This is a genomic window from Mycobacterium sp., assembly GCF_035314665.1.
Lineage (GTDB): Bacteria > Actinomycetota > Actinomycetes > Mycobacteriales > Mycobacteriaceae > Mycobacterium.
Window position 1 is genome coordinate 1 of the sequence record NZ_DATFZD010000061.1, and the last position, 23351, is coordinate 23351.

22 protein-coding genes are annotated in these 23351 nt (G+C 65.5%); 11 read left to right on the forward strand and 11 right to left on the reverse strand.

Annotated elements, in window-relative coordinates; all coding sequences use genetic code 11:
• Position 1: 1 nt before the first annotated feature.
• Complete coding sequence (locus VKI00_RS04545; protein ID WP_324435771.1) at positions 2–1432, reverse strand: MmgE/PrpD family protein; 1431 nt, start codon at positions 1430–1432, stop codon at positions 2–4.
• Between the two features lie 90 nt (positions 1433–1522).
• Between VKI00_RS04545 and VKI00_RS04550 the strand changes: the two genes are divergently transcribed.
• Complete coding sequence (locus VKI00_RS04550; RefSeq protein ID WP_414687114.1) at positions 1523–2329, forward strand: GntR family transcriptional regulator; 807 nt, start codon at positions 1523–1525, stop codon at positions 2327–2329.
• Here VKI00_RS04550 and VKI00_RS04555 read toward each other — a convergent pair.
• The 3 genes from VKI00_RS04555 to VKI00_RS04565 are packed head-to-tail and all read right to left on the reverse strand — an operon-like array spanning position 2326 to position 4665.
• The gene (locus VKI00_RS04555) at positions 2326–2946 is read right to left on the reverse strand and encodes an isoprenylcysteine carboxylmethyltransferase family protein (RefSeq protein WP_324435775.1); all 621 of its coding nucleotides are present in this window, start codon (positions 2944–2946) and stop codon (positions 2326–2328) included. The genes VKI00_RS04550 and VKI00_RS04555 overlap by 4 nt on opposite strands.
• 2 nt (positions 2947–2948) lie before the next feature.
• Complete coding sequence (locus VKI00_RS04560; RefSeq protein WP_324435777.1) at positions 2949–3791, reverse strand: enoyl-CoA hydratase/isomerase family protein; 843 nt, start codon at positions 3789–3791, stop codon at positions 2949–2951.
• 16 nt (positions 3792–3807) lie between these two features.
• On the reverse strand, positions 3808–4665 hold the full coding sequence (locus VKI00_RS04565) for a ribokinase (protein WP_324435779.1): 858 nt from the start codon (positions 4663–4665) through the stop codon (positions 3808–3810).
• A gap of 197 nt (positions 4666–4862) precedes the next feature.
• Between VKI00_RS04565 and VKI00_RS04570 the strand changes: the two genes are divergently transcribed.
• The 5 genes from VKI00_RS04570 to VKI00_RS04590 all read left to right on the forward strand — a co-directional run bounded on the left by VKI00_RS04570 (position 4863) and on the right by VKI00_RS04590 (position 12216).
• On the forward strand, positions 4863–7040 hold the full coding sequence (locus VKI00_RS04570; RefSeq protein WP_414687115.1) for an adenylate/guanylate cyclase domain-containing protein: 2178 nt from the start codon (positions 4863–4865) through the stop codon (positions 7038–7040).
• Complete coding sequence (locus tag VKI00_RS04575; RefSeq protein WP_324435780.1) at positions 7037–8422, forward strand: mechanosensitive ion channel family protein; 1386 nt, start codon at positions 7037–7039, stop codon at positions 8420–8422. The genes VKI00_RS04570 and VKI00_RS04575 overlap by 4 nt, the downstream gene beginning before the upstream one ends.
• 197 nt (positions 8423–8619) lie before the next feature.
• Positions 8620–9867 (forward strand): glutamate-5-semialdehyde dehydrogenase, encoded by a 1248-nt coding sequence (locus VKI00_RS04580; RefSeq protein WP_324435782.1) that lies wholly within the window; start codon positions 8620–8622, stop codon positions 9865–9867.
• A 21-nt stretch (positions 9868–9888) separates the two neighbouring features.
• A complete protein-coding gene (locus tag VKI00_RS04585) occupies positions 9889–10764 on the forward strand; it encodes a MoxR family ATPase (RefSeq protein ID WP_324435784.1) in 876 nt (291 codons plus the stop codon).
• Positions 10765–10773: 9 nt separating this feature from the next.
• A complete protein-coding gene (locus tag VKI00_RS04590; protein ID WP_324435786.1) occupies positions 10774–12216 on the forward strand; it encodes a VWA domain-containing protein in 1443 nt (480 codons plus the stop codon).
• On the opposite strand, the gene VKI00_RS04595 is transcribed toward VKI00_RS04590, so the two are convergent.
• A complete protein-coding gene (locus VKI00_RS04595; RefSeq protein WP_324435787.1) occupies positions 12213–13268 on the reverse strand; it encodes a ketopantoate reductase family protein in 1056 nt (351 codons plus the stop codon). The two genes, VKI00_RS04590 and VKI00_RS04595, sit on opposite strands and share 4 nt — an antisense overlap.
• Before the next feature lie 153 nt (positions 13269–13421).
• Between VKI00_RS04595 and nadD the strand changes: the two genes are divergently transcribed.
• The 5 genes from nadD to VKI00_RS04620 are packed head-to-tail and all read left to right on the forward strand — an operon-like array spanning position 13422 to position 16672.
• Positions 13422–14042 carry a nicotinate-nucleotide adenylyltransferase gene (nadD, locus tag VKI00_RS04600; protein ID WP_324435790.1) on the forward strand — a complete coding sequence of 207 codons (621 nt, stop codon included), beginning with the start codon at positions 13422–13424 and terminating at the stop codon, positions 14040–14042.
• Positions 14039–14419, forward strand: coding sequence for a ribosome silencing factor (gene rsfS / locus VKI00_RS04605; RefSeq protein ID WP_324435792.1), 381 nt, complete (start codon positions 14039–14041; stop codon positions 14417–14419). Before nadD ends, rsfS begins: the two co-directional genes overlap by 4 nt.
• Complete coding sequence (gpgP, locus tag VKI00_RS04610; protein ID WP_324435794.1) at positions 14416–15099, forward strand: glucosyl-3-phosphoglycerate phosphatase; 684 nt, start codon at positions 14416–14418, stop codon at positions 15097–15099. The genes rsfS and gpgP overlap by 4 nt, the downstream gene beginning before the upstream one ends.
• Entirely contained in the window at positions 15089–15832 is a 744-nt protein-coding gene (gene octT, locus VKI00_RS04615; RefSeq protein WP_324435796.1) for a diglucosylglycerate octanoyltransferase, read from the forward strand. The genes gpgP and octT overlap by 11 nt, the downstream gene beginning before the upstream one ends.
• 6 nt (positions 15833–15838) lie before the next feature.
• Positions 15839–16672 (forward strand): DegV family protein, encoded by an 834-nt coding sequence (locus VKI00_RS04620; RefSeq protein WP_324435798.1) that lies wholly within the window; start codon positions 15839–15841, stop codon positions 16670–16672.
• A gap of 26 nt (positions 16673–16698) precedes the next feature.
• Here VKI00_RS04620 and VKI00_RS04625 read toward each other — a convergent pair whose 3' ends face one another.
• From VKI00_RS04625 to VKI00_RS04650, 6 genes are all read right to left on the reverse strand, one after another.
• Positions 16699–19614 carry an MMPL family transporter gene (locus VKI00_RS04625; protein ID WP_324435799.1) on the reverse strand — a complete coding sequence of 972 codons (2916 nt, stop codon included), beginning with the start codon at positions 19612–19614 and terminating at the stop codon, positions 16699–16701.
• The gene (locus tag VKI00_RS04630; protein ID WP_414687116.1) at positions 19611–20030 is read right to left on the reverse strand and encodes an MmpS family transport accessory protein; all 420 of its coding nucleotides are present in this window, start codon (positions 20028–20030) and stop codon (positions 19611–19613) included. Before VKI00_RS04630 ends, VKI00_RS04625 begins: the two co-directional genes overlap by 4 nt.
• A 204-nt stretch (positions 20031–20234) precedes the next feature.
• Positions 20235–21290, reverse strand: coding sequence for a dihydrodipicolinate reductase (locus VKI00_RS04635; protein ID WP_324435803.1), 1056 nt, complete (start codon positions 21288–21290; stop codon positions 20235–20237).
• 19 nt (positions 21291–21309) lie between these two features.
• Entirely contained in the window at positions 21310–21759 is a 450-nt protein-coding gene (locus VKI00_RS04640) for a PPOX class F420-dependent oxidoreductase (RefSeq protein WP_324435805.1), read from the reverse strand.
• 14 nt (positions 21760–21773) lie between these two features.
• Positions 21774–22883, reverse strand: coding sequence for an acyl-CoA dehydrogenase family protein (locus VKI00_RS04645; protein WP_324435807.1), 1110 nt, complete (start codon positions 22881–22883; stop codon positions 21774–21776).
• A gap of 24 nt (positions 22884–22907) precedes the next feature.
• The coding region (locus tag VKI00_RS04650) for an acyl-CoA dehydrogenase family protein (protein WP_324435809.1) at positions 22908–23351 on the reverse strand (444 nt) is incomplete at its 5' end.

Genomic DNA, 23351 nt, shown 5'->3' on the forward strand with positions numbered 1-23351 from the left:
TTCAGTCGAGTGTGCCGGCGACGGGCGGGGCCAGTAGATCGACGAGGACACCGACGTCATCGAGGTCCTCGAGGCCGATCACCGCACGCTCGATCGCGTCCGCGCGGTCGCGGCTGGTGACCCGGTCGGCCAGGGCGTGGAATTTGGTGATCAGCTCCTCGTTGGTGACCGGGTCCCACGGCGCACCATGGGGCGCGACGACGCGGGTGTGATGCACGTTGCCGTCGCGGGTGGTCACCGAGAGGTCGGTGCGGAATCGCTCGGTAAGGGGGCCGTCGGCCAGCGACTCGTCCAGGTGCACGTCGGTGTTGTCGATCAGCGACCAGATGTCGTCTGCGTCCAGGCGCGCAGGGGTGAATTGCTCGGGCAGCGCGTTACCGTCGAGCAACGCGGCGGCGGTCGCGTAGCCGATGTTCATTTGAGCGCCGATCGCGGTCAGCGGCCGCTCGGGCTTCCACCAACCGTGCTTGTACACCGTCTCGCCGACGGTGATGTCGATCTTCAAGATGTCCTCGGGGACAAGCGAAGGGCGCAGCTGCCGGGCCGCGTCGACGGCTCCGTGCAGGCCACCCATGACGGCGTAGGACTTGACCATGATGATGCTGGTCTCCCAGCGCTCACCCAGTTGCTCGGTCAGCAATGACGCGTCGGGATCGTGGCCTTCGCCGAAAACGCTGAGGAATCCGCCATATTCGCGCTCGAAGACTCGTTTGATGCCGGTGTAGTTCGCCGCGGCCAGCCCGGCGGCGTAAAAGCCGTTGCGGGCGGCGAACCCGTGGTGCATGCGCTTGCTCATCGCCTCGTACTGCGCGGCCATCAGCCCCGCCGACTGGGTGCCCGCCAGGCCCAGTGCATCTTCCAACTGTGCGGGGGAGAGCCCGCGCATCTTGCCGGATGCCATTGCCGCGGAGTGCGTGCCGAAGACCGGTCCCGAGTGCCAGCCGCGGTCGAGCATCTGCGTCCCGTGCAGCGCGTAGCCGACGCGGGGGCCGACCTCGAAACCGGTGATTGCTCCTAGCAGAAAGTCCACGCCGGTCGTGGCTCCCGGCAGCGCGGCCGCCGTGGACAGCAGTGCGGGGATGACCAGTGAGCAGCTGTGCACCGGCGCGATCGGGTGGAAGTCGTCGAGCTCGAAGCCCTGGATGAAGGTGCCGTTGAGCACCGCCGCTGCCGGTCCGCTGGTGGACAGCCCGGTGCCGATCACCACGACGTCGCCCTTGTTCTCTAGATCCAGGACGGCGCCGGTCGCGACCCGCGACCAGGGCAGTTGCGAACCGATCAGGGCGCAACCGATGCCGTCGAGCAACAGGTGTTTGGCCCTTTCGACGACGTCGCGTGGCACGTCGTCAAGTGTCACGTCGGCGACCCAGGTGGCGAGCCGGCCGGTCGGTCCGTTCGGATCGGTGGTGGCGGCCTGCTGTTCCGCGGTCATCGTCAGCCTCCATCTGCTGTTGTATGCTTGTTATATACTTATAACAAATGATAACGAGATCGGCAAGGGAGTGTGCGAACATTGATGCTCATGCAGGAGACCAGCGGTGTCGTCGGACCGGTGAACACCGGTGCCGGGGTGCCGCTGCACCGGCAGCTGTTCTTGGTGCTGCACGACGAGATCGCCCGGGGTGCGCTGGCACCCGGCGCCGCGCTGCCGACCGAACAAGCGCTGTGCGACGAGTTCGGCGTGTCCCGCATTACGGTGCGTCGGGCGTTGGCCGACCTGGCCGAGCAGGGCTACATCGAACGCCGGCAAGGCGTGGGATCGTTCGTCCGTCAACGCGACCGATCCGATGAGGTGCCGGCGGGCGGCTCGTACATGGACGGTCTCCGGCAGGCGCAATTCCAGACGTCCGTCGATGTCGTCGAGCATGACCTCCGAATGCCGCCGTCCTCGATCGGCGACGCGCTCGGGGTGACCGCGGAGATGCTGCACATTCTGCGGGTGCGCCGCGAGCGCAGGACTCGCGAACCGTTGATGGTCACCGAAGCCTGGCTGCCCACCGATCTCGGCGACACGTTGAGCGCCTCGGCGCTACGGCGCACACCCCTTTACGAGTTGCTTGCCGGCGCCGGTGTCGTCATCGATCGGATGCAGCACGAGATCACGGCGGAGATCGCGGGTCCACGCAACGCGCGTCTGCTGAACACGGCCATCGGTTCGGCGCTGCTTCGGGTCAACCGCCTTGCGTTTGTGACGGAGTTACCGCATCACTACGTCTCGATCCTGCTGTCGCCCAACCGCAGTCGTGTGCTGATGAGCCAGACCGCCGCCGAACTCCAAACAGGCGAAGGCCTGGCGATCGCGCACGACGTGCGGCGCGGCTCGCGCTAACGCAGCAGCCCGACGCCCGGGATAAATCGGCCGACACTGGCCGTGTAGCTGCGGTAGGCCGCACCGTGTCTGCCCAGCAGATAAGGTTCCTCGACTCGTCGTACCTGCAGCTCGAGCGCGGTGACCGCGAGGGCCAACCCGGCGATCGTCACGAAATTCTGTGTCAGCAGCGCGATTCCGAGGTCGAATGTGAGCATCGCCGTGTAGATGGGGTTGCGCACCCACCCGAACATTCCGGTGTGCACCAACGCGGTGGTTTCGTTCTCGTCCACGCCGACCCGCCAGGAGTCGCCCATGTCGAGCTGCGCCCACACCGTCAGCGCGATCCCCAGCAGCGCCAACGCGATTCCCGTGATCTGAATCCAGTCAGCGTTCAGCACGGGCAGGGGAGTGATGACACCCGACAACTGGAGCGCCGGGCCGACCACCGCGACGACTAGGGCTACGACGAAGCCAACCCCGGCCACCCATTCCACTGAGCCGATCCTGCCGCTGATGCCGCGAAACCCGGTCGATCCCGTTCGCCGATGTTGAAGCCAAGCGCGCCAGACAAATCCGAGCAGACCGAACACCGTGAGCAGTGCCAGCGCGACCACGGCCGCAGAAACCGGCGACATCGTCACAGCCGTCCGTCGACGCGCAGGTCGGGGTGCACCCAGTCGGGGGACCGGCGCTCCCTGAATGCGACGAATCCCTCGACGGCTTCGGCACTCTCGATGCTGGCCTCCATCCCGATGCGGTCGTAGAGGCCGAGGTAGTTGTCCAGGCTGGACTTGACCACCCGTCGCGCGCCCGGGGCGGTCCGGCAACATTGCGCCAGCACCTCTTTGGCGGCGGTGATCAGCTCGTCGTGCGTCACCATGCGCGCGACCATGCCCCACTCCACGGCTTCCGACGCGGTAAGCGTCCGCCCGGTCAGCATCAGGTCGCGGGTGCGGATCGGGCCTACGACGCGCGCCAGCATCTGGCTGTAATAGGTGTCGGCGATCCCGCGGTACAGCTCGGGAACCCGGAAGGTCGCCCGCTCGCTGACGACCGCGACGTCGCTGCACATCGCGATCTGCAGCCCGCCGCCCTGGCACAGGCCGTTGACCGCGGAGACCACCGGCTTGGCCGATTTCCGCAGCGTGTCGAACGGCGTCACATCCATCGACAACGCTGAACCCCATTGCATCCAGTTGTCAGCCCCGCCGCCGCCCAGGTCGCCGCCCGGGGCGAACACGTCACCGGTTCCGGTGATGAGCAGGCCCGCCAGATCCGCGTCGGCGTTGACCCGCGCGACCGCGTAGCGGATGCCAAAGTACATCGCCGGTGTCATGGCGTTGCGGGCTTCCGGGCGGTCCAGTGTCACGATCGCGAACGGACCCTCGCGCCGAAACGTCAAGTAAGGCGTTCCCAGCCAGTCACCGTCGGGCGGGCGTGGACTGCCATTGTCTTGGGGGTCTGCTGGGGTTTGTGGCATTGCGTCTCTCCTTTGATCAGTCCGGCAGAGTCGCCTCGTCGATGGCGTCGGAATACGGTGCGCAGTCACCGGCACCGGGCACCAGCGTCGCCAACGCGCCGGCGGCGCAGGCCCGGCGCAGGGCGTACTCGCGACCGGTTGTCCATCCGGCGGCGAGCACCCCGGCGAATACGTCGCCGGCGCCGGACGTGTCGACTACCTCCACGGCCGGCGCCGGGATGGTTAACTCCTCGCCGCCGCCGGCATAGCTGGCGCCGCGGGCGCCGCAGGTAATCACCCGGTGCGGGACCGGCCAAACCCAGTGCGCGGCTTCGGCTTCGTTGACCACCACCACATCCGTCAGCTTGGCCAGTTCGGCCAGCTCGCCCGAGTCTCCGCCGGATGGTGAGGCGTTGACGATCACGGTCGCTCCGGTCGAATGGGCCTCGCGCGCAGCGGCTGTCGCCGTCGTAACCGGAATCTCCAACTGCAGCAACAGCACATCGCAGTCGGCGATGCGCCCGCGTAGCCCGGCGGAGTCCAGCGTCAGACGGCCGTTGGCGCCCGGCGCGACGACGATAAGGTTCTCGCCGGCGGAGTCGACCACGACGGCGGCGGTTCCGCTGGGACCGGGCGAGGTGACGAGTCCGTCGGTGCCCACCCCGTTCGCAATCAGATGCTCGCGCAGCGCCGCCGCCCACGAGTCGTCACCCACCGCGCCGACGAACTGCACCTGCGCTCCGGCACGCGCCGCGGCGACCGCTTGGTTGGCGCCTTTGCCACCGGGTGTGGACCGGACCGCCGCCGCCAGCACCGTCTCGCCCGGGTGCGGCAGGGCGTCGACGTCGAACCCGATGTCCATATTCACGCTGCCCACCACGCATACGGGTGTCATCCCGCCGACGGTATGGAGTCGCGCCGGGTTTCACAACGGCACGTTGATAACGGTTTTCGGCAAATCCAAATTCAGTACACCGTTCGCGTTACGCTGCTGCGTGATCTGGGCTTTTAACGCCCGTCGCCGCCCTGCGACGATGCGGGCCGGTACGGCCCGGTCAGGAGCAGGGCCATCAGACATCGAGAGGAAGCCGATTGACGCTGCGGCGCTCAACCGATGCGGGACCGCAAGACCAAACGGTCGCGGCCGGCAAGGTCAGGCGATTCCCACGGCCGCTGTCCCGGTTCAGCATTCAGTCCAAGATCATGGTGATGCTGTTGATTTCCAGCCTCACATCCTTGGCGGTGATCTGCGTCGTCGAATACATATCCGGTCGTCGCGCCCTGCTGCCTGCCGCCTCTGAACGAATGATCGAGTTGCGCGAGGGACAGAAGCGGGCAATGGAGATGCTGTTCGCGGACCTGACGAATTCGCTGGTTGTGTACAGCAGGGGTTCGACTGCGATCGAGGCGGTGCAGGCGTTCACCGCCGGCTTCGACCAACTGGCCGACGCGCCGATCGACCCGGCGCAACAGCAGTCGCTGGTGACGTTCTACAACGACAAATTGATCAAACCGATCCAAAAGGCAACTGGCGATAATCTGAGTCTCGATGCGGTGCTGCCCGAGAGCAACGCGCAAAGGTATCTTCAAATCCACTACACCGTCCCGTCGTTTGGAGTGTCGGCTCCGCCCGACGATGAGGGTGACGGCAGCGCATGGTCGGCCGCGAATGCGCGTTTCAACAACTATTTTCACGAGGTCGCGACTCGCTTCGAATACCGGGATGCCATGCTGCTCGACACTCGGGGCAACCTGGTCTACAGCGTGAACAAAGGTCCCGTGCTGGGCACCAATATCCTGACCGGTCCGTTTCGCGAGTCCAACTTGCGCAAGGCCTACGAAAAGGCAATGGCCGCCGACTCGGTGGACTTTGTGTGGATCACCGACTTCGAGCCGTTTCAGGCTGCACTCGGGGCGCCCATCGCGTGGCTGGTGTCGCCGATCGTTGCGGCGGGCAAGACAGCGGGGGTGTTGGCCCTGCCGTTACCGATCTCCAAAGTCAACCGGATCATGACCGCCGACAAGCACTGGAAAGCCGCCGGCATGGGGGACAGCGCGGAGACGTATTTGGCCGGTCCGGACGACCTGATGCGTTCTGATTCGCGGTTGTTCCTGGAGGACCCCGAGAAATATCAGCGCGAGGCGGTGGCGGCAGGGACACCGCCCGACATCGTCGAGAAAGCGATCAGGTGGCATGGCACGACGCTGGTCCAGCCCGTGGCGACGGCGGCCGTTCGCGCCGCCCAACGCGGGCAGACCGGAACCGTGGTCGACACCGGCTACCTGGGAGACCGGGAACTGGCGGCTTACGCCCCGCTGCATGTGCCGAATTCGGACCTGCGTTGGTCGATCGTGGCGACCAGGGCCAGCGCCGAAGCCTTCGACCGAATCGGCTCATTCACCCGAACATTGGTATTGACCACCGCGGCGTTGGTTTTCGTCATCTGTGTGGTGGCAATGCTGATTGCCCGGTTATTCGTGGGGCCGCTCCGGCGCCTGCAAGCCGGCGCGCAGAAGATCAGCGCGGGAGATTACGACGTCACGATGCCGGTGACAACGCGCGACGAGATCGGCGATCTCACTGTCGCCTTCAACGAGATGAGCCGGAATCTGCAGATCAAAGAAGATCTGCTTACCGAGCAGCGCAAGGAAAACGACCGTCTGCTATTGTCATTGATGCCCGAGCCGGTCGTACAGCGTTACCGCGAAGGCGAACAGACCATCGCGCAAGAACACCAGGACGTCGCTGTCATATTCGCCGACATCGTTGGCCTCGACGAGCTCTCCAATCGGCTGTCCGGTAACGAACTGGTGGGGATTGTCGACGAGTTGGTGCGGGAAGTCGATTCGGCAGCGGAAACCCTTGGCGTTGAGCCCATTCGCACCGTGCATAACGGCTTCCTGGCCAGCTGCGGATTGAATGTTCCACGGCTGGACAGCGTGCCCCGCACCATCGACTTCGCGGTGGAGATGCAACGGATCATCGAGCGATTCAATAGCCGGACGGGTCACCACCTCGGCATTCGGGCTGGCGTGAACACCGGCAACGTGATCAGTGGACTTGTCGGCCGGACCAGCGTCATCTACGACATGTGGGGAGCCGCGGTCAATTTGGCCCACCAGATGCGTAGTGGTGCAACGGAGTCGGGCGTCTACGTCACCTCGGAGGTGTACGACCTGATGCGTGACATTCGGCACTTCACGCCGGCCGGCAGCATCACGGTCGACGGCTCGGAGCAGCCGATCTGGCGGTTGTCGGAGCGCAAGTGAAATTCCTTGACGCAGGCTGGTTTTACTGGGCCGTCGGGCTGACCGTCGGACTGCCCCTGACGCTGATCGGCCTCACCGAATTGCACCACGCGCTTGAGCGCCGGCAGAGCGCTCTGGCTCGACCGGTCAACCTGCTGCGCACCTATGTAGTGCCGCTGACAGCGCTATTGATGCTTTTGACCGAGGTGGCGCAGGTTCCGGCACGCCTCGACTCGGTGCGGGTACTGGCCACGGTATTTGGCTTTTTGGTGCTGGTGCTGGTGTTGTCCGGGCTGAACGCCACACTATTTGAAGGCGCTCCGCAGGGCTCTTTCCGCCAGCGGGTGCCGACGATATTTCGAGACGTATTGCGGCTTTTGCTGATCGCGGTGGGACTGGCGCTGATCTTCTCCTACATCTGGGGAGTGCGTATCGGTGGCCTGTTCACCGCGCTGGGCGTTGGGTCCGTGGTCATCGGCTTGATGCTGCAGAATTCCGTCGGCCAGATCGTGTCGGGCCTGTTCATGTTGTTCGAGCAGCCGTTCCGGATCGGCGACTGGCTGGACACCCCCGCGGCGCGGGGACGCGTCGTGGAAGCGAACTGGCGCGCTGTTCACATCCAAACCGACCACGGATTGCAGATCACACCCAATTCGGTGCTCGCCGCCACCTCGTTTACCAATCTCAGCCGCCCGCCCGGCGCACACCAATTAGAGATAACGACCGCGTTTTCTCCTGCCGACGCGCCCGACCGGGTGCGACGGCTGCTATCGCGGGTCGCCGGCACGCTGCCGCAATGCAAAGCCGACACCACACCGACCGCGGTGGCCACCGGCAGCGGCGAGTACCGCGTCACCATCGGGTTAAAGTCGCCGGCCGATGACGGCGCGGCGCGCTCCACTTTCCTGCGATGGATTTGGTACGCGGCGCGGCGTGAGGACCTCCACCTCGATGGCGAGAACGACGACTTCTCCACACCGGCCCGGGTGGAGAGGGCGATGCGAACTGTCGTGGCGCCGGCATTGCGGTTGAGCCTCACCGATCAACAGTCGCTGGTCCCGCATGCGAAAATCGTTCGATACGGCACGGACGAAGTCGTGCATTTCGCCGGGGAAGTGGCGCACGCGATGACATTTCTGATCACTGGCTGCGTCCGGCTCACCGCCACCGCCGAAGACGGTTCTGTGCTGTCGCTCAGTGTGCTCGAACCCGGTTCATTCCTCGGGCTGACGACGCTGACCCGTCAACCAAACTTCACTACGGCGTATGCGCTGGAAGAGGTGACTGCGCTGGTGCTCGATCGTGAGCACATCGAAGATCTCGTCATGCGATCACCTCTCCTGCTTCAGGAACTAGGTCGCATCATCGAAGACCGGCGAAAGCGCGTCGACCGGATGGCCTGAACGCGGCGATACCGGTTATCTCGGGCGGACCACTATTGCCGACAACGCCAAAATAACGATGCGCAAAGCGATTTCAGCAATCCGCTAGCGCATCCTGGCGCGGCGCAACGAAGTCGATCTTGATCGGCCGGGCGTTCGCCCGCACGTCCGGTAGGGCCGTGTCAACCGGGCGGTAGGAAACTCGATACCCTGAGTTAATGAGTGTGCATGCTCCGTCGGCTCCCGACTTGCGTCAACAGGTGCACCACGCCGCGCGCCGGGCGCGGGTCGCGGCCCGCGTGTTGGCCTCCTTGCCGACCGTCGCCAAGGACCAGGCGCTGCTAGTCGCCGCGGAGGCAATCGTGGCCAACGGCGATCAGATCCTGGCGGCCAACGCCGAAGATCTGACCGCGGCACGGGCGGCCCAGACACCGACCGCCATGATCGATCGCCTGGCACTGGACCCGAAGCGCATCGACGAAATCGCCGCCGGCCTGCGTCAGGTCGCGGGGCTGCCCGACCCGGTCGGCGAGGTGCTGCGCGGCTATACCCTGCCCAACGGGCTGGCGCTGCGCCAGCAGCGGGTGCCGCTCGGCGTGCTTGGCATGGTGTACGAGGGCCGGCCCAACGTCACCGTCGACGCGTTCGGTTTGGCGCTCAAGTCCGGCAACGCCGCGCTGCTGCGCGGTAGCGCGTCGGCGGCGAGGTCCAATGAGGCGCTGGTGTCCGTGTTGCGCGCTGCGCTGCTCACCGAGGACTTGCCCGCCGACGCCGTCCAGCTGCTCTCGGCCGCCGACCGCTCTACCGTGACCCACCTGATCCAGGCCCGCGGCCTGGTCGACGTGGTGATCCCGCGCGGGGGGGCCGGCCTGATCGACGCGGTGGTGCGAGACGCGCAGGTGCCGACCATTGAGACAGGCGTCGGCAACTGCCACGTCTACGTGCACGATGCGGCCGACCTCGGGATGGCGGAACGGATCCTGCTGAACTCCAAGACCCGTCGGCCCAGCGTCTGCAACGCCGCCGAGACGTTGCTGGTCGACTCCGCGATCGCGGGTCAGGCCATGCCACGACTGATCGGTGCGCTGCAAGACGCCGGTGTGACGGTGCATCTCGACCCCGATGAGGAGCACTTGCGCCGCGAGTACTTGGCGATGGAGATCGCGGTCGCGGTCGTCGATGGTGTCGACGGGGCGATCGCGCACATCAACGAATACGGCACCGGGCACACCGAAGCGATCGTGACCACCAATATGGCTGCCGCCCAACGTTTTACCGAAGGAGTGGACGCGGCCGCGGTGATGGTCAACGCGTCGACGAGCTTCACCGACGGTGAGCAGTTCGGGTTCGGCGCCGAGATCGGTATCTCCACCCAAAAGCTGCACGCCCGCGGCCCGATGGGACTGCCAGAATTGACCTCGACCAAGTGGATCGTCTGGGGAGACGGTCAGACTCGCCCGGCCTGACATGCTGAGGAGAACACAAACGTGAGTGTGCCCGCGCGGCCCGTCCCGCTGTTCGCCGATATCGACGACGTCGAGCAGCGGCTGGCCGAAACCGGCTATCTGGTCGACACCGCCACCGCCACCGCGGTTTTTCTCGCCGACAGGCTCGGCAAGCCGCTGCTGGTGGAGGGGCCGGCCGGGGTCGGCAAGACCGAACTGGCCCGCGCCGTCGCGCAGGCCACCGAATCCGGTCTGGTTCGCCTGCAGTGCTACGAAGGCGTCGACGAGGCCCGCGCGCTCTACGAGTGGAACCACGCCAAGCAGATACTTCGTATTCAGGCCGGCTCCGGAGACTGGGACCAGACGAAGATGGACGTGTTCAGCGAGGAGTTTCTGCTGTCACGCCCGCTGCTGACCGCGATCCGGCGCACCGAGCCCACGGTGCTGCTGGTCGACGAAACCGACAAGGCTGACATCGAAATCGAGGGTCTGCTGCTGGAAGTGCTGTCCGACTTCGCGGTGACGGTTCCCGAGTTGGGCACCATCACCGCCGAGCGAGCGCCGTTCGTGGTGCTGACCTCCAACGCCACCCGCGAGTTGTCCGAGGCGCTCAAACGTCGTTGCCTGTTCCTGCACATCGACTTCCCCAGCCCCGAGCTGGAACGCCGCATTCTGCTGTCCCGCGTGCCCGAACTTCCCGCACACATCGCCGATGAGTTGGTGCGAATCATCGGGGTGCTACGCGGAATGCAACTCAAGAAGCTGCCGTCGGTGGCCGAGACCATCGATTGGGGACGCACGGTGCTGGCACTTGGCATGGACACCATCGACGATGCGACCATCGCCGCCACGCTGGGCGTGGTGCTCAAACACCAATCCGATCATCAACGCGCCACAGGCGAACTTCGGTTGAACTGAGAGGTACTGATGGCCGTCCGCCGCGTCCGCCCCAGCCATCCGCTGGCTCCGCACGGCCTGCCGGGTCACTTGGTAGGCTTCGTGGAAGCGCTTCGCGGGCAAGGTATTTCGGTCGGACCGTCGGAGACGGTGGACGCCGGCAAAGTGATGGCGGTGCTTGGTCTCGGTGATCGGGAGGTGCTGCGCGAAGGCCTCGCTTGCGCGGTGTTACGCAGGCCCGAGCACCGCGAGACCTACGACGCGATGTTCGACCTATGGTGGCCCGCCGCGCTGGGCACACGTGCGGTGGTGGCGGAAGAGGCCGAGGCCGATCCCGAGATCCAGTTGCCGCCTGACGATGTCGAGGCGATGCGGCAGATGCTGCTGGACCTGCTTACCGCCAATGCGGACCTCGCCGACATGGATGAGCGGCTGGTCGCGATGATCGCGCAAATCGTGGACGCCTACGGCAAATACAACTCCAGCCGCGGCCCGTCGTATTCGTCGTATCAGGCGCTCAAGGCGATGGCGCTGGACGAGCTCGAGGGCAAGCTGCTGGCCGGTCTGCTGGCTCCGTACGGCGACGAACCCACGCCGACCCAAGAGCAGATCGCCAAAGCGCTTGCCGCGCAGCGGATCACCCAGTTGCGCAAAATGGTCGACGCCGAGACCAAGCGGCGCACCGCCGAGCAACTCGGCCGCGACCATGTCCAGATGTACGGAATCCCGCAGCTGGCCGAGAACGTCGAATTCCTGCGTGCCTCGGGCGAACAGCTGCGTTCAATGCGCCGGGTGGTGCAGCCACTGGCCCGCACGTTGGCCACCCGGTTGGCCGCTCGTCGGCGCCGTGCCCGCGCGGGAGCGATCGACCTGCGCAAGACGTTGCGCAAGTCGATGTCCACCGGTGGTGTGCCGATCGACCTGGTGCTGCGCAAACCGCGCCCGGCGCGCCCCGAACTGGTGGTGTTGTGCGACGTGTCGGGTTCGGTCGCCGGCTTCAGCCACTTCACCCTGTTGTTGGTGCACGCACTGCGCCAACAGTTTTCCCGTGTTCGGGTCTTCGCCTTCATCGACACCGCCGACGAGGTGACCCACATGTTCGGCCCGGACGCCGACCTGGCCGTGGCGATTCAGCGGATCACCCGGGAGGCTGGCGTCTACACCCGTGACGGACACAGTGATTACGGCAACGCGTTCGTCTCGTTCATTCAGGCCCACCCGAATGTGCTGTCGCCGCGCAGCTCGTTGTTGGTGCTCGGCGACGGCCGCACCAACTACCGCGACCCGGCCACCGATGTGTTGGCCCACATGGTGACCGCCAGCCGGCACGCGCACTGGCTCAACCCGGAGCCCAAGCACCTGTGGGGCAGCGGCGACTCGGCGGTCCCTCGCTACCAAGAAGTGATCACCATGCACGAATGCCGATCCGCCAAACAGCTGGCGGCGGTGATCGACCAGCTGCTGCCTGTTTAGTGGCCCACTTCGAGAAGCTCCGCCAGCTCTGCCGCTGAATAGCCGCTTGGCCCACTTGCATTCCGGACCGCATCACGCGCCGCCCGTGCCAACGCGGCGTTCAGTGGCGCCGTCATGCCATGTCGGTGAGCGAGCCGGACGATCTCACCGTTGAAGAAGTCGGTCTCGACGTTGCCGGTGTTGCGACTCAACGACTGCCAGGTGGAGTTGCTCGCGGCGGCATTCCATCCCGGTATCGGGCGTATGGTCGGTCCGTCCGCGCGCGCGGCCGTGGAGGTCTCGAACGAGATGAATTCGATTCCGGCGGAACGCAACACGTCCTCACCTTCACCGCGCACCGCGGCCACCACCGCGCCGATGTCGGCTGCCTCGGCGGCCAGGGCGCCGGCCGCGTTGCCCAGGTTGCTCAGGAGCTTGTTGTACTTCCAGGGGGCGACGTCGTGGGGAATCTGCACCGTGATCCCCGCCGCGGTCAACGTCTCGGCGACCTCCGATAACAGGGTCGCGTCGTCCGGTGTGCTGATCGACGCGGGCCACCGAGCGATGTGGAACTGCCCCGCCACCGGCCACGACCGAACGATCACCTCGCCGGGTTCGAGGTGCACGGCAGGCAACCAGACACAGATACCAAACACCCGACGGAAATAGCGCAACGCTTTCTCCTCGGCGGCAACACCGTTGAGTGCGGTCATCGCCGGCAATCGCTCGCCCGCGGTTCCGACGACACCGTCGGGGCCATGAACCGGCTGATCCACCCACTCCTGCAGTGCCGAGTCGAGTTGCTGGGTCTTCGTCGCGAACACCAGCACGTCGCGATCGGTCAACCACACCTGCTCGGTCCCGGACGCGGCGGTGACCGGCGTGTGGAAGGTGCCGTCGGGCGTTCTCAGCGTCATGCCGGCCGTCGCCAAAACCTCGGCGTGCCGACCGCGGGCCACCAAGATCGTGGGAGCACCGGCTCGCGTCAGCACCGCTCCCACGGTGCCGCCGATCGCACCGGCACCGACGATCACGTATCGGTGGTCGTCTCGAGACGTCAATGGCTCTTTCAATGCCGCGCCTTCCCATCGGTTCTGAGCCTTCCCGCTCCTGAGCGAGGTTACGTAATCTCCCTGTGCCGTCCGGCACCGAACATCGGCGCACCGCGCACATTGCCAAACGCTGCCCATGAGCTGCACCCGAGTGCTCCAGTAAGCTGGCAAACCATGCGAAAGCGGCGGCTGGGAGTGATGGGTGGGACGTTTGATCCCATCCACAACGGCCACCTGGTCGCGGCCAGTGAAGTCGCTTATTTGTTCGATCTCGACGAAGTGGTCTTCGTGCCCAGCGGTCAGCCTTGGCAGAAGCAACGCCGGGTCAGCGCCGCCGAGGACCGGTATCTGATGACCGTGATCGCGACGGCGGCCAACTCCCGTTTTTCGGTGAGCAGGGTCGACATCGACCGCGCCGGCCCCACCTACACCAAGGACACGCTGCGGGATCTGCACGCGATCAATCCCGGATGTGAGCTGTACTTCATCACGGGCGCCGACGCGCTGGCCGCCATCCTGTCGTGGCAGGACCTGGAGCAACTGTTCGCGATGGCGCGGTTCGTCGGGGTCAGCCGGCCCGGCTACGAGCTGGGCAGCGAACACCTCGCCGATGTTCTCGACGGCTTGCCCGAGGACGCGTTGACGCTGGTGGAGATTCCCGCGCTGGCTATCTCGTCCACCGACTGCCGTCGGCGGGCGCAAGAGTCGCGTCCGCTCTGGTATCTCATGCCAGACGGTGTCGTGCAATACATCTCCAAGCGTGAGCTCTACTGCAAACCCGGGGACGAGAAGTGACGGCCACCCCGGAGGCGATCGAGATGGCCACCGTCGCCGCCTGCGCGGCGGCGTCGAAACTTGCCGACGATGTCGTCGTGATCGACGTTTCGGGTCAGCTGGTGATCACCGACTGTTTCGTCATCGCCTCGGCGTCAAACGAGCGGCAGGTCAACGCGATCGTCGACGAGGTCGAGGAGAAGATGCGCCGGGCCGGCTACAAGCCGGCGCGGCGCGAGGGGACCCGCGAAGGCCGCTGGATGTTGCTGGATTACATCGACATCGTCGTGCATATCCAGCACCAAGACGAACGCAATTTTTATGCGCTGGACCGGCTTTGGGGTGACTGCCCGGTGGTGGCGGTGGACTTGTCGGCGGACTCTGCGAGCCGGTCATGACGACGCGCCGCCTGGTAATGCTGCGGCACGGGCAGACCGACTTCAATCTGGGCAGCCGAATGCAGGGCCAGCTGGACACCGAGCTGACCGATCTGGGCCGCGTCCAGGCGGTCGCCGCAGCCGAGGCGCTGGCCAAACGCCAGCCGCTGCTCATCGTGTCGTCGGACCTGCGACGCGCCTACGACACCGCGGTCGCGCTGGGGGAGCGCGCGGGCTTGCGCGTGCAGGTCGACCAGCGGTTGCGCGAGACGCACCTCGGCGACTGGCAGGGCATGACGCACGCCGAGATCGACGCGAAAGCACCCGGTGCCCGGATGGCCTGGCGCGACGACGCCACCTGGGCACCGCACGGCGGCGAGAGCAGGGTCGACGTCGCTGAGCGCAGCCTGCCGTTGATCGCCGAGCTGGTCGCCGGTGAGCCCGAATGGGGTGCCGACGAGGAACCGGCGCGGCCGGTGGTGCTGGTCGCCCACGGCGGACTGATCGCGGCCCTGACCGCGGCGCTGCTGCGGCTGCCGGTTACCAACTGGCCCGCGCTGGGCGGCATGGGCAATGCCAGCTGGACGCAGCTGACCGGGCACTCAACCGATGCGCGGGCCGGCGCCGAGCACGTCGATGACATTCGATGGCGCCTGGACGTGTGGAACGCTTCGGCACAGGTCGCCGGCGATGTCCTCTGAGCAACGGTCGCGTCCGGCGCTGCTGGTCTTCGCCGATTCACTGGCCTACTACGGACCGACCGGTGGGCTGCCCGCTGACGATCCGCGAATATGGCCGAATATTGTTGCCTCGCAACTGGGTTGGGAACTGGAGCTGATCGGCCGCATCGGCTGGACGTGTCGGGATGTGTGGTGGGCTGCTACCCAGGATCCGCGGGCCTGGGCGGCTCTGCCCCGCGCCGGGGCGGTGATCTTCGCGACGGGCGGAATGGATTCGCTGCCGTCTCCGTTGCCGACGGCGTTGCGTGAACTCATCCGCTACGTGCGACCGCCGTGGCTGCGGCGGTGGGTCCGCGACGGCTACGGTTGGGTACAGCCGCGGCTGTCGCCGGTAGCCAGAGCCGCACTGCCGCCACACCTATCCGCCGAATACCTCGAACAGACCCGCGGCGCAATCGATTTCAATCGACCCGGCGTCCCGATTGTGGCCTCGCTACCGTCGGTGCACATCGCCGAGACTTACGGTAAGGTCCATCACGGCCGAGCCGGCACGGTCCGGGCAATCACCCGGTGGGCTCAGCAGCATGATATCCCGCTGGTTGATCTGAAATCCGCCGTCGCCGAACATGTTATGAGTGGTCGCGGCAACCCCGACGGTATCCACTGGAACTTCGAAGCCCATCAGGCGGTCGCGGAATTGATGCTCAAGGCGCTGACCGAAGCCGGCGTCGATACCGAGACGTCGCGCGGCTGAATTCCTATGTCCGTCGTGGTAGTCACTGACTCATCAGCGCGCCTTCCCGAGGATCTGCGCCGACAGTGGGGAATCCGGCAGGTGCCGCTGCACATCCTGCTCGACGAGCACGACCTGCGCGATGGCGTCGACGATGTTCCCGACGACATCCACGACTACGGGCGAGCCACCACCGCCGCAGCCACGCCGGCGGAACTGGGCGAGGTGTACCGGCAGGCGCTGGCCGACAGCCGCGGCGACGGAGTCGTGGCTGTGCACCTTTCGGCGGCGCTGTCGGGAACCGTCGGCGCCGCGGAAACCGTTGCGGCCGAACTTGGTCCAGCGGTTCGGGTGATCGACTCGAAGTCGGCCGCGATGAATACCGGCTTCGTCGCGCTGGCCGCTGCTCGGGCTGCCGCCGGCGGGACCGACCTGGACGCGGTTGCGGCATCTGCGGCTGGTGCCGTGAGCCACAATCACGGGTTTATCGTCGTACACCAGCTGGACAACCTGCGCCGAAGCGGGCGCATCGGGGGTGCGGGCGCCTGGCTGGGCACCAAGCTGTCGCTCAAGCCACTGCTGCGCATCGACGACGGCAAACTTGTTCTGGCGCAACGGGTACGCACCGCCAGCAAAGCGGTCGCGACGATGATCGATCGGGTGTGCGAAGTCGTCGGGGAGCGTCCAGCGCAGATCGCGGTGCATCACGTCGCCAACCCCGACGGAGCGGCCGACCTTGTCGACGCTCTCGCGCAGCGATTGCCGACGAGTAAGCCCGTGGTCGTCACCGATCTCGGCCCGGTGCTCGCGTTGCACGTCGGCGCCGGGGCGCTCGCGGTGTGTGTCGAGGTAGCCGAGTAGCGGCTTCGCGGCGGGTCGCCGCGCTATCAGCGCTGTGCCTGCACCGCCAGCGGCGCAGTGTCCTCCCCGGCGGCAGCGGGTGCCGGCGGTGGCTTCGGTTTGGCGTTATCGCCGCGGGGATGGACAACCAGCGGCCACCAGAACCAGCGGCCCAGCATGGTGGCGAGCGAGGGCATGAACAGCGTGCGCACCACCAGGGTGTCGAGCAGCAGGCCGATGCAGACCGTCGAGCCGAACTGACCCAGCACGGTCAGGTCGCTGCCCAGCATCGCCGCCATGGTGAAGGCGAACACCAGGCCCGCTGATGTCACCACCGCGCCGGTGCCGGCCATCGATCGGATGTAGCCGGTCTTGAGCCCGGCGTGAATTTCTTCTTTGAACCTCGAGACCAACAGCAGGTTGTAATCGGAGCCGACGGCCAACAGGATGATGACCGAAAGCGCCACCACGATCCAGTGCAGGTGCATACCGAACAGGTCCTGCCAGATCAGCACCGACAGTCCGACGGATGCGGCGATCGAGCTGCTCGCGGTACCGACGATGACCAGCGCTGCCACCACGCTGCGGGTCAACAGCAGCATGATCATGAAGATCAGCGTCAACGCCGAAACGACCGCGATCATCAAGTCGTACTTTTCGCCGTCGGCCATGTCGCGAAAGGTCGCGGCGGTTCCGCCGAGATACACCTTGGCATCGGACAGCGAGGACTGCTTGAGCCCCTCCTGGGCGGCGGTTCGCTCCGCGGACACCCGGGCGATTCCCTCGGGCGCCATCGGGTCACCCTGGTGAGTGATGAAGAAGCGCACCGACTTTCCGTCGGGGGAGAAGAACAACTTCACGCCGCGAATGAACTCCGGGTTAGTGAATGCCTCGGGCGGCAGGTAGAAGAAGTCGTCGTTCTGCGAGGCGTCGAAGCTTTGGCCCATGACAATCGATGTGTTGCTCATCGCCTCGATTTGATTGATCATCGCGTCAAAGGTGCTGTGCAGGGTCAGCGTTATCGCGCGAGTGGTTTTCAGGGCCTCGATCTGCGGCGGCAAGATCGCGGCCAGTTCGTGCGTGAGCTTGTCCGTAACCCCGATGTCGCCTGACAAGCCGTGCAGCTTTTCGTCGAGTTGATCGATCCCGTCCAATGAGTCGAACAACGACCGGAAGGAGTAGCAGACTGGAATGTCGTAGCAGTGCTTCTCCCAGTAGAAGTAACTACGGATCGGGCGATAGAAGTCGTCGAAATCCGCTATGTGGTCCCGTAAATCGTCAGTGACCTGCACCATTTCTCTGGTGAGACGGGCCGTGTCAGAAGTCGTGTCGGCCAGCTGAGTCGTGATCTTATACGTCTTCTCCAAGTAACTTATGGTGATCCCCAGCTCGTCGGCCATCTTCAGAATGTCGTTCATTCTGTCTTTCAGGAAGCCCATGTTCTGCATGGTCGTCTGGCTTTGAATGCTGTTCTGAAAGGGGATGGAGCTGTGCTGAATCGGAATCCCCAGGGGCCTGGTGATGTCCTGGATCATTGCGATACCGACGGTGCGGATCTCGTTCTTGGCGACCTTGTCCAACACCAGCATGTCGGCCGGATTGCGCATGTCGTGGTCGGCCTCGATCATCAGCATGTCCGGATTCATCCGGGCTTCGGAGAAGTGCCGGTCGGCCGCTGCATACCCGACGTTGGACGCCGCTGATTCGGGCAGGTAGTGGCGGTCATTGTAACTTGGTCTGTAACTGGGCAACGCCACCATGCCGACCAGCACGACCGCGCCGCTCACCGCGAAAACCGGTGCGGGCCAACGCACGACGGCGGTACCGACCCGCCGCCATAGTCGGCCGCGGGCCTGCTTCTTCTTCTCAAACAGCCCGAACCGGCTGCCCAGGAAAACCACGGCGGGACCCAGTGTCAGGCCGGCCGCCACCACAACGATCATGCCGATTGCCACCGGTGCGCCCATCGTGTGGAACCAGGGCAACCGGCAGAAGCTCAGGCAGTACGTCGCGCCGGCGATCGTCAGGCCCGAACCCAGCACGACGGGGGCGACCCCGCGAAATGTCGTGTAGTAGGCCGTCTCCCGGTCTTCGCCGGCCGCGCGCGCTTCCTGATACCGGCCAATGAGAAAGATCCCGTAGTCTGTGCCGGCGGCGATCGCCAGCATGGTCAGGATGTTCGCGGCGAACGTGGTGAGACCGAACGCGTTGTTGTAGCCCAACACCGCGACGATTCCGCGCGCACAGGCCAGCGCGACGAACGTCATGAACAGCTGGATCAAGGTGGTGACGATCGAGCGGTAGACCAGCAGCAGCATGATCGCGATCGCGGCCAGGGTGAACAATGTGATCTTGGCCAGGCTGTCGTTGCCGATGACGTGCATGTCGTCGGACAGCGCCGCCGAGCCGGTGACGTGAGCCTTGACCCCGGGCGGCGCGGGTTCGTTGTCGACAACGTTGCGGACTGCTTCGACGGATTTGTTTGCCTGCGTGGTGCCCTGGTTACCGGCGATGTTGACCTGAACGTAGGAGGCCCTTGCGTCGGCGCTCTGCGCGCCCGCGGCGGTGAACCGGTCGCCCCAGAAGTCCTGGATGTGCTGGACGTGCTCACGGTCCTGTCGCAGCTTACGGACGATGTCGTCGTAGTAGCGGTGTGCGGCGTCGCCGAGCGGCTGCTGGCTTTCCACCACGACCATCACCGTGCTGTTGGAATTGAACTCCTTGAAGTTGTGTCCCATCCGCATCATCGCCTGATTTGACGGGGCTTCCAGGGGCGCCATTGGCGCCGAATGGTTTTCGCCGACGATTTCCAGGGTTGGGACGGCGACGTTGACCACCACGGTCAGCGCGACCCAGCCCAAAATGATGGGAATCGCGAAGATGCGGATGAAGTGCGGGATGAACGGTTGGTGCAGGCGCCTGGACTGGCTTGTCGTGATGTCGCTGTCGGCCGTGTCTGTCATGCGGACTTCACCAAGCAGTAGGTCTGGGCGTTGACGCCGTCTGCGCTCTGATGCTCGCGGAGAACGCCGTCGACGGTGATGCGGCAGCTGATGTGGTGGGCGTCGGTTTGGGCCATGATGTTGGCGCTGACCGCGGGCAGGGTGGTGGAGATGGTGTACGACCATGGCAGCGGTGCGCCATTGACCTGATGCGTGTTGGCGTCGGCGTCCCAGTAGTTCAGATTCGCTACGCTGCCAGGCGGCCCATCGACCTCGTACTTAACGACCTTTGGGTTGAACTGAACGATCTTGATCCCGGCCCCCGCGTTCGCGTTGAGGTCCTGCGAGCCGAACACCTTATGCAGCCGCGTCACGACCAACGCGGAAACCGACAGGACGACCACTAGAAGCAACGGTATCCACCACCGTTTGAGCAAACCGCCAATCGAAATCGCGCGCACTCGGTCTCCTCCCGCCGGCCCGTCAGATCCATTCCGTCCGCCGCCGTCGGCGTACTTACTCTGCCGAAAGAGCCGAGGTCCGTCGGCACCACCGCTTCCCGCAGAACCTTCGCTCGGCTAACTATGCTAGCCGGTAGGGCACGTCCGCGTTCCGTTAGGTCCCCTTCTGTGTCCCAGCCTTCATTGGTGCGCCGTCGCCCGGCCGGTGACCGGCGGCAGGTCGGCCAGCGTGACGATCCCGGGCCGGGCCGCGACGACCGCCGGCACCGCGTTGGTGACCGGCATCGCGGTGTAGATCATCCCCAGACCCATGAATCCCGGCTCGGTCCAGTCCTTCGGCGGCAGGCAATGAACCACCGTGCGCATGTTGGGCAGGCCGAACACTTGAATGACGTGGCCGTGCTCGAGCGGCTTCGGCGGCACCACGTGACTGCCCATAATCCAGTTGAACCCGACGCTGACCACGTTGCGCTCGCCCACCCAGCCGCGGTGATAGCCGTACACGCTGCCCACGGTTCCGGCCGGGATCTTCATGAAGCCCAGGTCGGAATCGGCGGTGGCCGCGGTGAATGTGACATCGAACGTGATCTTGTCCAGCGTGGCGCCGATCGCGTCGGCCATCATCGCCGCCGACTCGGCGAAGACTTCGCTTTCGCGTCGGACATTCTCGGCCAGCCCCGGCGTATCTGGGTCCTGCGAGAAACCCATCGCGGTCTGCGTCTCCGCGGACTCATAGGTCGAGCAGTCCACCGACTCGGTGATGCGGATCTCGTCGACGCGTTCGCAGGACCCGCTGAGCGCCATGCCGACCAGGTTCGTCATTCCGGGATGCGCGCCGCTGCCAAAGATGGTCGACCCGCCGCGCTCGCAGGCGTCGAGGATCCGTTGCCGGTCCTGCGGGGTCTGCTTGCCACCGGTGATCCAGGCCGCGCTAGAGCACACGTTGACGCCCGACTCGAGCAACCGAACCAACTCATCGACGCTAGGCCACAACGGGTTATAGCAACACGCGTCCGGCCGCAGTGCAAGCAGCGCATCGATGTCGTTGGTGGCCTTGACGCCGGTCGGCTCCGGCCAGCCGGACAGGTCGGCGGCGTCCACGCCGACCTTGTCCTGCCCGTGCGCGTAGACGCCGACCAGTTCCATGTCCGGTCTGCCGATGATGGCGTGCAACGAGCGTCGCCCGATGTTGCCGGTAGTCCACTGGATCACACGAAACGGACGGTCTGCGCTCATCGGGCGGCTCCTTTGCCGGTCAGATTGGACTCTTCAAAGCGAACTCGGACGCCGCGGAAGTCGGCCGCCTCAGGCCCTTGGTCGGCCGGACCCGCACCACCAACTCGCCGGACACGGCGTTGCGCTGGCCGAATTCCTTTGCGCGGTGTGCGCCCATGTAGCGTCCACCGATCCGCGTAGCGACCTCGAGCAGGTCCTCGGCATCGTCCCGCAACGAGGCTCGGCCCTGCACCTGCACGAACGAGTAGGGCGGATGCGGATCGTCGACAAAGATGACCACACGTGAATCCCTGGCCAGTGCACGACCTTTCGCCGACTCACGGCCGGTGTTGAACACCAGCTCGCCGTTGTCGACGATGGACCACACGGGAGCGACCAGCGGTCGGCCGTCGGCGGCGAGGTAACCCAGCATCGCGGTGCGGGTGCCCGCCGACCGGAATTCCGCGACTTGCTCGGAGAGTTCGGCCATCCGACTGCTCCGGCCTAAAGCATTACGACGTTGTAGTCGCCGACCTGATCGATCAGGACGTGCAACTGGTCCTCAGACGAACCGAGGGTGTGTTCGATCGCGGTCAGCCGCGCGGCGTAATGACCGACCGGATATTCCGCGGCCATCCCGATGCCGCCGTGCAGCTGGATCGCCTCCTGGCCGATGTGGCGCCCCGACCGGCCGATCTGCAACTTGGCCCGTGCCGCGACCACCGGGTCGAGATTGCCGTCGGCGATGGACATCGCGGCGTAGAGGTTCATGCTGCGGGCCAGTTCCAGCGACACGTACATATCGGCGGCGCGCTGAGTCAGCGTCTGGAAGGTGTTCAGGGTGACACCGAACTGCTTACGCGTCTTGAGGTAATCGGTGGTCAACCGAAGTGCCTCTTCCATGGCGCCGACCGCCTCGGCGCACAACGAGGACTGGATGCGGACGACCGCGTTGCGGATGGCGGCCGAGGCGCCCACCGCGTCGCCGAGCGGCTCGCCCGGCGCCTTGTCCAGATCGATCTCAGCGCCGCGTTGGCCGTCGAACGTCCGGTACGGGTGCCGGCTCGCGGCTTCGCCGTCGACCAGGAACAGTCCGATTCCGCCGTCGGGCAACTTCGCGCTGACGACCAGGGTGTCAGCGGAGTCCCCGGCGAGCACCGGGTTCTTGCGTCCGCTGAGCACCCACGAATTACCTTGCTGCACAGCGGTTGTGGCGACATTCTCGGTCAACGCTCCGCGCATCCCGGGCTCGAGGTGTGCAAATGCCAGCAACCGCTGCCCGGCGGCGACGTCGTCGAGTATCTCCTTTTGGGCGTCGCTGCCGACCTCGGCGACGATCGCCCCCGGTCCCAGCGCCGCGTGCACGACGGGTTCGGGGGCCAGCCGGCGGCCGACTTCGGTGAGCACGACCATCACTTCGAGCTGGCCGGCTTCGTCAGGGTCGAAGCCCAGCCCGAGAATCCCGGTGTCGGCCAGCTGAGTCCACACGTCGCGGCTCCAGCCCAGCTCGCTGCCGATGATCTTGTTGCGGCTCTCCGGGTCGTAGCTTCGGGACAGCAAGTCGCGGGTGGTGTCGCGGAGCAGAACCTGTTCGTCGCTCAATTGAAAGTCCATGGCTTTACCTCGCCCTCCTGTGTCTTACAAGCCGAGAATGGTGGACGCGATGATGGTGCGCTGTACCTCATTGCTGCCGCCGTAGATGGATGTCTTGCGGTAGTTCAGGTAGTGCGGCGCGCTGCCCTGCGCCCATCGCGGTGACGCGATCTCGTCGCCGGCATCGAACGGCAGGGCATCCGGGCCGGCCACTTCGACGAGCAACTCGGTGGCGGTCTGCTGCAACTGGCTGCCGCACAGCTTGAGCACCGACGACGCCGGATTGGGCTTACCGCCCGTCGAGCCGGACGCGACCCGCATCTGGGTGAGTTCCAATGCCAGCAGCTCGTTTTCGGTTTCAGCGAGCCGAGCGGCGAACAGCGGATCGTCGAGCAGACCGGTGTCGGTGGCACACTGTTTGACCTCGGCGAGACGAACCTTGGTGCGGCCCACCCCAGCGATGCCGGTGCGCTCGTTGCCCAACAGGAA